This window comes from Ferrovibrio sp., from assembly GCF_036381655.1.
GTDB lineage: Bacteria > Pseudomonadota > Alphaproteobacteria > Ferrovibrionales > Ferrovibrionaceae > Ferrovibrio.
Window position 1 is genome coordinate 12,334 of the sequence record NZ_DASVCJ010000072.1, and the last position, 11,913, is coordinate 24,246.

Annotated in this window: 11 protein-coding genes; 7 read left to right on the forward strand and 4 right to left on the reverse strand. The window is 63.9% G+C overall.

Annotation, left to right across the window (positions count from 1 at the left end; genetic code table 11):
• Nucleotides 1–40: 40 nt before the first annotated feature.
• The 7 genes from VF194_RS16475 to VF194_RS16505 all read left to right on the forward strand — a co-directional run bounded on the left by VF194_RS16475 (nt 41) and on the right by VF194_RS16505 (nt 6,753).
• A complete protein-coding gene (locus tag VF194_RS16475; protein WP_330892284.1) occupies nt 41–1,411 on the forward strand; it encodes an ABC transporter substrate-binding protein in 1,371 nt (456 codons plus the stop codon).
• A 7-nt stretch (nt 1,412–1,418) separates the two neighbouring features.
• Nucleotides 1,419–2,309 carry a sugar ABC transporter permease gene (locus VF194_RS16480; RefSeq protein WP_330892285.1) on the forward strand — a complete coding sequence of 297 codons (891 nt, stop codon included), beginning with the start codon at nt 1,419–1,421 and terminating at the stop codon, nt 2,307–2,309.
• Complete coding sequence (locus tag VF194_RS16485) at nt 2,306–3,142, forward strand: carbohydrate ABC transporter permease (protein WP_330892286.1); 837 nt, start codon at nt 2,306–2,308, stop codon at nt 3,140–3,142. The genes VF194_RS16480 and VF194_RS16485 overlap by 4 nt, the downstream gene beginning before the upstream one ends.
• Before the next feature lie 44 nt (nt 3,143–3,186).
• Nucleotides 3,187–4,260: a sn-glycerol-3-phosphate ABC transporter ATP-binding protein UgpC gene (locus VF194_RS16490; protein ID WP_330892287.1), complete on the forward strand. Its 1,074-nt coding sequence runs from the start codon at nt 3,187–3,189 to the stop codon at nt 4,258–4,260.
• A gap of 7 nt (nt 4,261–4,267) precedes the next feature.
• Nucleotides 4,268–5,161: a 2-dehydro-3-deoxygalactonokinase gene (locus VF194_RS16495; protein WP_330892288.1), complete on the forward strand. Its 894-nt coding sequence runs from the start codon at nt 4,268–4,270 to the stop codon at nt 5,159–5,161.
• On the forward strand, nt 5,158–5,793 hold the full coding sequence (locus VF194_RS16500; protein ID WP_330892289.1) for a 2-dehydro-3-deoxy-6-phosphogalactonate aldolase: 636 nt from the start codon (nt 5,158–5,160) through the stop codon (nt 5,791–5,793). The genes VF194_RS16495 and VF194_RS16500 overlap by 4 nt, the downstream gene beginning before the upstream one ends.
• A 63-nt stretch (nt 5,794–5,856) precedes the next feature.
• Nucleotides 5,857–6,753, forward strand: a complete 897-nt coding sequence (locus tag VF194_RS16505; RefSeq protein ID WP_330892290.1) for a methyltransferase domain-containing protein — start codon at nt 5,857–5,859, stop codon at nt 6,751–6,753.
• Nucleotides 6,754–6,761: 8 nt separating this feature from the next.
• On the opposite strand, the gene VF194_RS16510 is transcribed toward VF194_RS16505, so the two are convergent.
• The 4 genes from VF194_RS16510 to VF194_RS16525 all read right to left on the reverse strand — a co-directional run bounded on the left by VF194_RS16510 (nt 6,762) and on the right by VF194_RS16525 (nt 11,910).
• Nucleotides 6,762–7,232, reverse strand: coding sequence for a (deoxy)nucleoside triphosphate pyrophosphohydrolase (locus VF194_RS16510; protein ID WP_330892291.1), 471 nt, complete (start codon nt 7,230–7,232; stop codon nt 6,762–6,764).
• Nucleotides 7,213–8,448, reverse strand: a complete 1,236-nt coding sequence (argJ, locus tag VF194_RS16515; protein ID WP_330892292.1) for a bifunctional glutamate N-acetyltransferase/amino-acid acetyltransferase ArgJ — start codon at nt 8,446–8,448, stop codon at nt 7,213–7,215. The genes VF194_RS16510 and argJ overlap by 20 nt, the downstream gene beginning before the upstream one ends.
• A gap of 18 nt (nt 8,449–8,466) precedes the next feature.
• The gene (locus tag VF194_RS16520; protein ID WP_330892293.1) at nt 8,467–9,351 is read right to left on the reverse strand and encodes a peptidylprolyl isomerase; all 885 of its coding nucleotides are present in this window, start codon (nt 9,349–9,351) and stop codon (nt 8,467–8,469) included.
• A gap of 87 nt (nt 9,352–9,438) precedes the next feature.
• Nucleotides 9,439–11,910, reverse strand: a complete 2,472-nt coding sequence (locus tag VF194_RS16525; RefSeq protein ID WP_330892294.1) for a patatin-like protein — start codon at nt 11,908–11,910, stop codon at nt 9,439–9,441.
• Nucleotides 11,911–11,913: the final 3 nt, after the last annotated feature.

An 11,913-nucleotide genomic window follows, 5' to 3' on the forward strand; every position in this document is an offset into this window, starting at 1 on the left:
ACAGCAACTGAACGACGCGTCAGGCAGGGAGGAAACAACGATGCGCAAGGCCTTGGGAATGATTTTGGCCGGGGCGGTGCTGGCAAGCGCGCCACAAGCACTGGCCCAGGAAAAACTCACGTTATGGTTCAACAAAGGCTTCTATCCGGCGGAAGACCAGGCGTTGAACAAGGTGATCGAAGGCTTCGAGAAGAAGACCGGCGTGAAGGTCGAACTCAGCCTCTATGGCGTCGAAGACATCATCACCAAGTCGATCTCGGCGGTGGAATCGGGTACTCCGCCCGATGGCGCCTTCGGCTGGACCTACGATTTCCGCACTGCCGGCAAATGGGCCTATGACGGCAAGCTCGAGGATGTCAGCGACGTCATCGGGCCGTACAAGGACAAGTTCCTGCCCAACGTCGTCGATACCGCTTATCTGATGAATGGCAAGACCGGCAAGCGGTCATACTATGCCGTGCCGATCTATCAGCAGACCATGCATGCCCATTACTGGGAGGACATGCTGAACGAAGCCGGTTACAAGGATGCGGATATTCCGCAGGACTGGCACGGCTTCTGGAATTTCTGGTGCGACAAGGTGCAGCCGGCCCTGCGCAAGAAAGGCAAGCGGGTCTACGGTATCGGCAATCCGTCCTCGGTCGAGGCGTCCGACACCTTCTTCAGCTTCCTGTCCTTCGTGAATGCCTATGACGCCTCGCCGGTCGACAAGAACGGCAAGCTGCTCATCGACGATCCGAAGGTGAAGGCCGGCATGGCCAACGCGCTCAAGGACTACGCCGCCATCGTCAGCAAGGGCTGCACGCCGCCCGGCTCGCTGTCCTGGAAGGACGTCGACAACAACGTCGCGTTCCAGAACAAGACGACGGTGATGACGCATAATGCGACCATCTCCATCGTCGCCAAGTATCTCGACGACATGAACAAGGCCAAGAACGAACAGGAGAAGGCCCAGGCCAAGAAGAATTATTACGAATTGATCAAAACGGTATCCTGGCCGAAGAAGCCCGATGGAAAGCCGCTGCCGAACCTGTTCGCGACCAAGGTGGCCGTGGTCTTTGCCGACGGGCAGAACAAGAAGCGCGCCAAGGAATTCTTCGCCTATCTGCTGCAGCCGGAAAACCTGACCCCGTATACCGAGGGCTCGCTCGGCCGGTGGTTCCCGGTGATGAAGGAGGCGGCGGAGCGTCCGTTCTGGACCTCGGAAGATCCGCATCGCAAGATCGTGTACCAGCAGTTCGTCAAGCAGCCGACGGTGCCGTTCCAGTTCGTCTATAATTACAAATTCACCTCGGTGAACGCGGAAAACGTCTGGGGCCGTGCGATCACGCGCGTCGCCAAGGACAAGATCTCGCCGGAACAGGCCGTCGACGAGATGTTTGCCCGTATCAAGCAGATCGTCGAGGGCTGAATTATCGATGACTGCTGTAACGCCGCTGGATCAGCATGTCGGCGTCGGGTTGAAGGCCCCGGGCCGTCTCCGTCAGGAGACGGTCTGGGGTCTTATCCTGATCGTGCCGTACCTGGTGTTGTTTCTCGCATTCGTGCTGTACCCGGTCGGCTACGGCCTTTGGCTCGGCAGCGATCCGAAAACCTATATCCGGCTATGGCGGGATCCGGTTTTCTTCAACGCGGTGGTCAACACCGTCGTCTTTCTCGGCGTCGCCGTGAACGTGAAGATGTTCCTGGCGTTGCTGCTGTCGGGTTTCTTCACCCATGAACAGCGCTGGATCCGCTGGCTCAGCATCGTCTTCATCCTGCCCTGGGCGGTGCCGTCCATTCCCACCATCCTGTCCTTTCGCTGGATGCTGAATGCCGAATGGGGCATGGTGAACAATCTCATCTTCCGCTATTTCCAGGTCGAAGGGCCGGTATGGCTGCTGAACCGCTGGAGCGGTCTGGCCGCGGTCTGCGTCGTCCATATCTGGAAATATCTGCCGTTCTGGACCTTGATCCTGCTGGCGGGCCGGCTCGCCATCCCCAGGGATCTCTATGAATCGGCCGATGTGGATGGCGCCGGCGGCTTGCAGAAATTCCGCTATGTCACCTTTCCGAGCATGCAGAATCTCTACATCACCTGCACGCTGCTCTCGACCATCATGAGTCTGGGCGATTTCAACTCGGTCTACCTGCTGACGGGCGGCGGGCCGGCCGACTCGACGCAGACCCTGGCCACGCTGGGCATCCGTTACGCCTTCGGCATGTCGGAAATCGAAGCCGGCGTCAGCACGGTCGTGATTGCATTGCCGGTGATGATCCCGCTGTTGTTCCTGATGCTGCGCCGCATGCGGCGGGGAGAGCAGGGATGAACCGGATATGGAAGGAGGGGCGCCTCGTCCTGGTCGCCATCCCGCTGCTGCTCTGGACGCTGATCCCGATCTATCACCTGCTGGTCATGGCGATCACCCCGAAATCGGAAACTTTCGCCGGCGAACTGTGGCCGAAACAGCCGACAATCGAGAATTTCGGCATCGTCATCCATCAGGGCCATTACTATCTCGAGCATTTCTGGATCCAGTTCGCCAACAGCGCCTTCGTCGCGGTGATGGTCTGCCTGCTGACGCTGGCCATCGCCTCCGCGGCGACGTTTGCGATCAGCCGGCTGCGGGTCCGCGGCGGCGTTTTCGTCTCGAATCTCGCCCTTGCGACCTATCTGGTACCGCCGGCCTTTCTGGCCATTCCGATGTACAAGGTGATGGCCAATTACGAACTGCTGAACACGCAATGGGCCCTGATTCTGACCATGGTCACCTTTGCCTCGCCCTATGCGATCTGGGTGCTCAAGCAGTATGCGGACAAGCTGCCGTATGAGCTCGACGAGGCCGCCCGCATCGACGGCGCCGGCCCGATGCAGATTTTCCGGCTGGTCTATCTACCGCTGATGGTGCCCTGCCTCGTCGCGGTGGGCACCTATGCCCTGTTGCTGGCCTGGAACGAATATTTGTATGCTTTTCTGATGCTGTCCTCCGAGACGGAGACCACCTTGGCGGTGGCGCTGGGCCAGTTCCTGTCGGGCGACGAGGCCCCCTGGAATCTGTTGATGGCCACCGGAATGGTTTATGCATTGCCGCCGGCGGTGATTTATTATGTTTTCCGGCGCTACATGGTGTCGGGCCTCACTGCGGGGGCGGTGAAATCGTAGGAAGACGAGACGGCGAACGAATGCCGACGGACAGGGAGTGAGACATGGCAAGCGTGAATATCGAGGCCGTGCGCAAGCGTTACGGCGCCCTCGAGGTAATCCACGGCATCGATATCGACATCCCGGATGGCGAATTCGTGGTTCTGGTCGGTCCCTCCGGATGCGGGAAATCCACCCTGCTGCGGATGATCGCCGGACTCGAGGAGATTTCCGAGGGTGTGATCCGGATCGGCGAGCGCAAGGTCAACGACGTGCCGCCGAAGGACCGCGACATCGCCATGGTCTTTCAGAATTATGCGCTCTATCCGCATATGACGGTGCGCGAGAATATGGGCTTTTCGCTCAAGCTGCGGAAAGCGGAGCGGAAAGTGATCGAAGAGCGGGTGAAACGCGCCGCCGAAATCCTCGGCCTCGGTCCGCTGCTCGACCGCTATCCGAAGCAACTCTCCGGCGGCCAGCGCCAACGCGTCGCCATGGGGCGCGCCATCGTGCGCAGCCCGCATGTCTTCCTGTTCGACGAGCCGCTGAGCAACCTCGATGCCAAGCTGCGCGTGCAGATGCGCACCGAGATCAAGGCGCTGCATCAGCAGCTCAAGACCACCTCGATCTATGTCACGCACGACCAGATCGAGGCGATGACCATGGCCGACCGCATTGTCGTCATGCATGACGGCATCGTCGAGCAGATCGGCTCGCCCATCGAACTGTACGACACCCCGGCGAACATCTTCGTCGCCGGCTTCATCGGTTCGCCGGCGATCAACCTGGTCAGCGGTGTTTTGCGGCGCAACGGCAACCGGAACTGGGTCGCGACCGAAGCCGGCATCGACCTGCCGCTTGGCGAGGTCAAGGCCGGGCAGGACGGCCAGCCGGTCGTCTATGGCATCAGGCCGGAGCATCTCGTGCCTGCCAATGGCCAGGGCCTGCCGGTGAAGGTCGAGGTGGTGGAGCCCACGGGCGCCAGCACCTTCGTCTATGCCGACCTGAGCGGCGCCCAGATCTGCGGGGTCTTCACCGAGCGGCATGGTTTTCATCCGGGCAGCACGATTCATCTGATGCCGCAGATGGATCGCGTGCACCTGTTCGACAGCAAGACCGGGCAGCGTCTGTCGGCCTGATTCCGCCATGATGATCGGCGTCGACTGGGGCAGCAGCGGCTTTCGCGCCTACCTGCTGCACGACGATGGCCGCATCGCCGAAACCCGCAGCGCCGCCTGCGGCATCACCACGTTGAGGCAGGCGGATTATCCTGCCGTCCTGCAGCGCGAGATCGGCGACTGGCTGCAGGACGACGGCAACAGGCCGATCCTGCTGTCCGGCATGGTGGGCAGCCGGCAGGGCTGGCGCGAGGCCGCCTATGTCGAATGTCCGGCCGGGCTGGCGGATCTGCCGCGACATCTGTGTCCGGTGGGTATCGACGGCGAACGTCAGGCCTTGATCGTCCCCGGCCTGGTCTGTCGCACCGCGGCCGGACTGCCGGATGTGATGCGGGGCGAGGAGACGCAAATCTTCGGCATCGTCGAAGCGGGCGAGACGGCCAGCCTGTGCCTGCCGGGAACGCACAGCAAGCATGTTGCCGTCGAAGCGGGCCGCATTACGGGATTTGCCACGGCCATGACGGGGGAGGTGTTCGCTCTGTTGCGCCGGCACGGCTTGCTGGCGGCGATGCTGCCGCCGGATGCCGCCGGTTTCGATCCGGCCGCATTCCGCTCCGGCGTCGCCCGGTCGGGCGATTCCGGCGGCCTTTTGCATCACTTTTTCGGCGTCAGGACCCGGCGATTGTTCGACGAACTTGCCGCCGCTGCCGCACTGGACTATCTCTCTGGTATAATGATCGGCCACGAAATACGTGGTACGACATGGACCGGCAGCGTCCGGATCGTTGGGGCGCATGACCTGTCGGAGCGTTATCGGCTTGCCTTCGAATGCTTGGGTATCGCGGCATCGGTGGTACCCGAACATGCTGCCGCACAGGGTCTCCATCGCATCGGCCGATTGCTGGCAGGAGGACGTCCATGATTGATGTCACCTCTTGGCTGAAGACATGCCCGATGATCGCGATCCTGCGCGGGATCACGCCCAAGGAGGCCGTGCCGGTCGGCGAAGCGCTCTATGCCGCCGGCTTCCGCATCATCGAGGTGCCGCTGAATTCGCCCGATCCGCTGGACAGCATCGCCGCCTTGGCCAAGCGCTTCGGCGACACGGCGCTGATCGGCGCCGGCACGGTGGTCGATCGCCTGATGGTCAAGCAGGTCGCCGTTGCCGGCGGGCGGCTCATCGTCGCGCCGCATGCCGACGAAGTGATCATTCACAAGGCGAAGATCCTCGATATGGTGGCCGTGCCGGGCTTCGCGACGCCGACCGAGGCTTTCGCCATGATCCGTGCCGGCGCCGATGCCCTGAAGCTGTTTCCCGCCGAAGCCTTCAGCCCTGCCATCCTGCGCAGCCTGCGCGCCGTCCTGCCGCCGGAAACCCTCGTTTTGCCGGTCGGGGGCATCCGGCCGGAGAATATGGCGGAGTGGTATGCCGCGGGCGCCAATGGTTTCGGCATCGGCTCGTATCTCTACCGGCCCGGCGTCGGCCTGGCGGAGATCGAGGAAAAGGCGCGCAAGCTGGTGTCCGGCTGCCGGATGGCTGTTGCCGCCGAGTGACGGGCGCGATCTTCCGCGCCCCGGCAGGTGACGGCCAGGGCGCGATCATGCGACAATCGCCCCATGACGGAAACCATGTTGGTGTTCGACCGCCTTGCCAAGCGGCGGCAGCGCGAACGTGCTGCCCGCATCGGGGGCGATCATGATTTTCTGCGCGCGGCCGTGGCCGAGCGGCTGCTGGACCGCCTGGACGATATCCGCCGCAGCTTCCCGCTCGCGCTGGTGCAGGGCTGCAGTGCCGACTGGCTATGGCCGCGGCTGAACGGGCGGGGGCAGATCGAAACCCTGATCTCCTGCGACAGTATCGCGGGCGGCGGATTGCATGTCGTCGGCGACGAGGAATTCCTGCCATTCGCACAGGGCAAGTTCGATCTGGTGATCGCGTTGCTCAATCTGCACTGGGTCAACGACCTGCCGGGCAGCCTGATCCAGATCCGCCGCGCACTCAAACCGGATGGCCTCTTCCTGGGGGCGATGTTCGGCGGCGCCACCTTGAACGAGCTGCGCCAGGCCTGGCTTGCCGCCGAAGCCGAGCTGGAAGGCGGCGTCAGCCCGCGCATTTCGCCGATGGCGGAAACGCTGGATGGCGCCGCGCTGCTGCAGCGGGCCGGCTTTGCACTCCCCGTCGCCGACGGCGAGCGGCTGACCGTGACCTACGGCGATGCTTTCCGCCTGATGCGCGATCTGCGCGGCATGGGCGAAACCAATGCCGCCCTGGGGCGCCGCAAGGCGGTGACGCGGCGCGCTACCCTGTTCCGCATGGCCGAGCTGTATCAGCAACGCTTCGCCGATGCGGATGGCCGCATCCCGGCGACCTTCGAGATCGTCACGCTGACCGGCTGGCATCCGCATGAAAGCCAGCAGAAACCGCTGCGGCCCGGCACAGCCGCGTATCGGCTGGCATCGGCACTCGACACGGTCGAACATCGGCTCGGCGACAAGGCCAGGCCGAAGGATTAGTCCGGCAATCAGCTCAGCAGATCGTGCAGCATCGCCACCAGCGGGATATCCGCCGGCGGCATTTCAAGCTCGCGCATCTTCGACGGGCGCACCCACTTCATCGCCTGGCCTTCGCGCGGCTGCGGCTGTCCGGCCCAGCGCCGGCAGACATAGAGCGGCATGAGCAGGTGGAAATCCTCATAGGCATGGCTGGCGAAGGCGAAGGGCGCCAGGCAGGCGGCGCTGATATCGAGGTGCAGTTCCTCATGCAGCTCGCGCAGCAGGGCTGCTTCCGGCGTTTCGTTCGCCTCGACCTTGCCGCCGGGAAATTCCCACATACCGGCGAGCTTCTTGCCCGGCGGCCGCTGCGTCAGCAGCACGCGCCCATCGGCATCGATCAGCGCCACCGCGACGACCAGCACGACCGGCTTCGACGCCAGCAATGCGGCGCCATCGCCGGGACAGAGATCGACTTGGCTGTTAACTGCGGTAGTCGGCATTGATGTCGATGTAACCGTGCGTGAGATCGCAAGTCCAGACCTTCGCCGTGCCTTTGCCTATCCCGACATCGACGCTGATGCGCACATCGCGGCCCTTGAAATGCCGCGTTGCATAAGCCTCGTCGTGATCGGGGCGGACCATGCCGCGCGCGGTGACCGGCTTGTCGCCGATCTTGATCACCAGCTTGTCGCGATCGGCGGGCTCGGCCGATTTGCCGACTGCCATGACGATGCGGCCCCAGTTGGCGTCGCCGCCGGCGATCGCGGTCTTGACCAGCGGCGAATTGGCGATCGCACGGGCGATGATGCGCGCCGAGCCGTCGTTTTTGGCGCCTGTCACCTCGATGGTCACCAGCTTCTGCGCGCCTTCGCCGTCGCGGGCGATGAGCTGCGCCAGCTCTGACATTACCTGCACCAGCGCGCGCCGGAAATCCGCCAGCCGCTTGTCGGACGGCTTGGAATGCGCCGCATTCCCGGCCGCTCCGGTCGCAAACAGCAATACGGTATCGGAGGTCGAGGTATCGCCATCCACGGTGAGGCAGTTGAAGCTCTGGTTGGCGGCCGCCTTCAACAGCGCCTGCAGCGTTTCCGCCGCGAGCTTTGCATCGGTGACCAGAAAGGCCAGCATGGTCGCCATGTCGGGCGCGATCATCCCCGATCCCTTGGCGATGCCGTTGATCGTCACCTTGCGGCCATCGATTTCGCAGGTCACCGTGGCGAGCTTCGGGAAGGTATCGGTCGTCATGATCGCCTTCGCCGCGGCAAGCCAGTTGCCGCCGTCCAGCCCGGCTTTCAGCTTCGGCATTTGCGCGACGATCTTCTCCGCCGGCAGGATCTGGCCGATCACACCGGTGGAGGCGAGATAGACCTCGCTGGCGCGGCAGCCGAGCGTCTTCGCCGCGCCATCGGCCGTGGTCTTGACCGATTGCTGGCCGGCCTTGCCGGTGAAGACATTGGCGATGCCGGCATTGACGACGAGCGCGCGGGCATTGCCGCCAGACAGGATCTTGCGGCACCAATCGACCGGCGCCCCCGGCATGGAGGAGCGGGTGAACAGGCCGGCGACCCGGGTGCCTGGCGCGAACTCCATCATGACCAGATCGTCGCGGCCCTGGTAGCGCATGCCGCTATGGGCGGTCGCCAGACGGGCGCCGGCAACAGGCGGCAGGACGGGCAGCTTGGACGGCGCCAAGGGCGAGACGGGATGCGCGGCCATGACGGAATTCTCGGCTGGTTATTTCTTCTTGGAGGATGGGGCGTCCGGCGCGATGGCAGGCAGCTTCTTGCCGCTTGCGCTTGGCCATTCATAGGTTTCGACCTTGGCCGATTTGCGCAGGTCGTCGACGGTCTTCTGGATCACCTCGTCGGCCATGATCTTGTGGACCTGATCGCGCACCTCGTCGAAGCTGGGCGGCGGCGACTGGCGGCGCTCCTCCACCTTGATGACATGCCAGCCGAACTGGGTGTGGACCGGCTTGTCGCTGACCTGACCTGGCTGCAAAGCGAACGCGGCTTCGGCGAATTCCGGGACCATCTTGTCCTTGGTGAAGAAGCCGAGATCGCCGCCGGTCGCCGCCGTCGGCCCGATCGAACGCTTCTTCGAGACTTCGGCGAAATCCGCACCCTTCTTCACCTCGTCCAGCGCCGCCTGGGCATCGGCCTCGGTCGCGGCGAGGATATGGCGGGCATGAACTTCTTCCTGCGGCGGCTGCGCCTTGATCAACTCGTCATAGCGCGCCTTCATCTTGGCATCGGTCACTTCCGCCGTGACCTTGCGGTCGAGATAGGCCTGCTCGAGCACCTGCTCGCGGACGGCCTTCAACTGCTGCTTCACCTCCGGATCGTCGCCGAGCTTGGCTTTCTCGGCGGCCTCGCCCAGTAGCCTGCGTGCCGCCAATTCGTTGATGATCCCCGGCGCGAGCTGATCGAGCGGAATCTGGTTCATCGGCGAGGGCAGCTGGCTATAGAACTCGACCACGGCGGAGCGCGTAATCGGCTGCCCATTGACGCGGGCGACGACGGGATCGTCGTTCTTGCCCTTGGCCGGCTGAGCCTGGGCCGCAATGCTGAAGGCCGCAACCAGGGCGGCAATAAGGACGGGTTGGAAGCGATTGATCACGGCATGCTCGCGAGTTGTTCAAGGCCGCCGAGCATACGCTTTTTCCATGTCCCGACAAGCGGCGGCCCGGCCGGATCGGGCGCCCTGTCAGGCTTTCCCGGCGGCAATGACGTCCAGTTCCTGACGCAAATCCTCGATCAGGCGGCGGCTCACCGCCAGGTTGGCGGCTTCACGCTCGAGCACCAGCCGGAAGGCCTTCAGTTTGATGGCCTGGCGATCCAGCGGGATATCCGCCGTTCTGGCGCCGGCGGCGTCGTAAACGATGTCGATCAGGCGGTCGATGGCATGCAGCCGGCCCCAGAGATAATCGTTCTCGCGATGCGCCCGGCTGAAAAAGCCGCCGAAGCGGCCGAGGTTGACGCCTTTCAGGGTATTGCCGCGCCGGATGGCGACGGCATCCTCGGGGCTGATCCGGTCGATGCGGATTTCGTTGAATTCGCCCAGGTCGCGCCAGTTGGTGATGGTAAATGTCAGCACGTCCCAGAACGGAAAGCCGATATAGCTGACCAGCAGGTCGCGCCGCGCCGGCACACTCCAGTCCGCCGGATCGAGCTCGGCGAACAGGGCGTCGAGCTGGCCGGTGGTACGGTCGAGATCGATATCCATGGCCAGCTGCTCGATCACGGCGTCGATCGCCGCCAGGTTGGCCGTGGCGAAGCTGGCGGCATCCGAGGCCAGGTCCTCGGCGTCGCGCAGGTCGATGCGGCGGAAGAACAGCTTCGTTGCCATCTCCTTGGTGCCGGGCTTGAAGCCGTTGCCGCCGTCGAATTGCCGCAGCGCCTCCTGTGCATCGTAGAAGGCGCGCTTCAGCGCATCCATTTTCTCGGCTTTCAGGCCACGATGCTCGGGATCGCCCAGCTTGCCGTAAAGCTGATTCAGGCGCTGCACCAGGAAGCGCAGGCGGCGCTGGCGGAAGGCGACATCGAAACGCAGCAAAAAGCGCACCCAGGGCGGGAGCAACTCGGGCGGCGTGCCCGGCGGCGCCCGGTCGAAGCGCGGCGCCGTGTGGCAGACCTGGCGGTCTTCCGCCCAGCGGAGCATCACCAGACGGGCCCAGCGCGCCTCGTTGGAATGCTCGCCGAAGCGGCAGGCCCGGCAGATCAGCTTGGTGACCGAGTCGAGCACGGCGCCGAGCTTGAGGCGGACATAGCCTTCATAGGCGAAGCCGGCCTCCTGCACGGCGCGTTCGCTCGCCTGCATGCGCCATAGCCGGATTTCCATTTCGCTCAGCGCCGCATCGAGATTGCGCGGCGCGCTCTCCGCCACCAGCTGCACGATCTGCGGCTGGGTGGCGTCGATCACGCCGCGCAGATGCCGGACCCGTTCGTTGAAGCGGTTTACCCAGATCAATTCGTCGGCGATCGGCTCGTTGCGCGGAATATCGCTCAGTGCGCCTTTGAGGACGCGGAAGAAACCGGGCATCCGTCCGGTGGGCGGCGGTGCGGGCCGCAGCGGCTGCGGGTCGATATAGACCAGCCTGCGATCCACCTCGCGATAGGCCGGCCGGCCGCGGATCGCCTTCATCGCGGCGGCGAACGGCTTGTTCGTCAGGACGCCGCCATCCAGGAAGGAGGTATTCGCCGGATTCAGTTCGGCGCGGTAATAGTCCTGAAAATTCTTCTCCAGGAATTGCTGCTTGCGTTCCCAGATGCGGCCCTGTTCCTGCAGCAGGCGGTCGATGTCGCCAAGCTGTGCCGGCGGGAAGGCGCCGGGAAACGCCGAAGTCGCGCGCCCGGCGAAGGCGAGCGCCGGGGCGTCGGCGTATGTCAGGTCCGACTGCTCTTCGCCGCTGGCGAAGCGGCGATAGCTGAAGCGCAGCATGTGGCGGTGCTCGCGATCATGCACGAAGGGCGGATCGTGGATCGGGATATGCTGCAGGTAGCCGTAGAAATCTGTCAGCGTGACGAACAGATCGAGCGTCAATTGGTTCGGCATCAGCGAGGCGCCGGGCGTCGCCGGATCGCCCATGGCCTCCAATCCGGCCAGCAATTGCCGCGCCAGATGCTGGCCGTCGAAGGGCGGCTCGAACCAGCGCGAGCGGGTGAACAGCGAAATCTTGTCGCGCACCTCAGTATCGAGCAGGACGCGGCCCAGCCGCGAGCGCGACGCGAGCCACAGCAGCGGCCGCATATAGAACTTGCTGGTACGGCCGGCCTTCTTCTCCGGATCCAGCAGCCGCGAGACATCGGATTCGCGCAGCCACAGATCGCGGAAATGCTCGATGCGCAGGTCGTGCGCCAGGGCGCGCGCCAGAATGATGCCGTTGATCCCGCCCGCCGATGCGCCCGAAATGACGTCGACCACGACACGCAGATCGATATGCTGCCCCAGTTCTTGCAGCAATTCGAAATAGGCATGCTCGCTGTCGTATTCGGTATCGCCGGCGCGTATGCCGTCGGCAAAGCGGGCGCTGGCGCGGGCCGGCCCCTTCGGCAGCGAATGATAGGCCTTGGAGGCGCGCACCAGTTTCAGGATTTCTTTCACCACCCCATGCATGTAGATGGCAAGCGAAACCCCGCCGAAACAAACCAGCGCGAGGCGCAATTCCTTTTCCTGCACCGG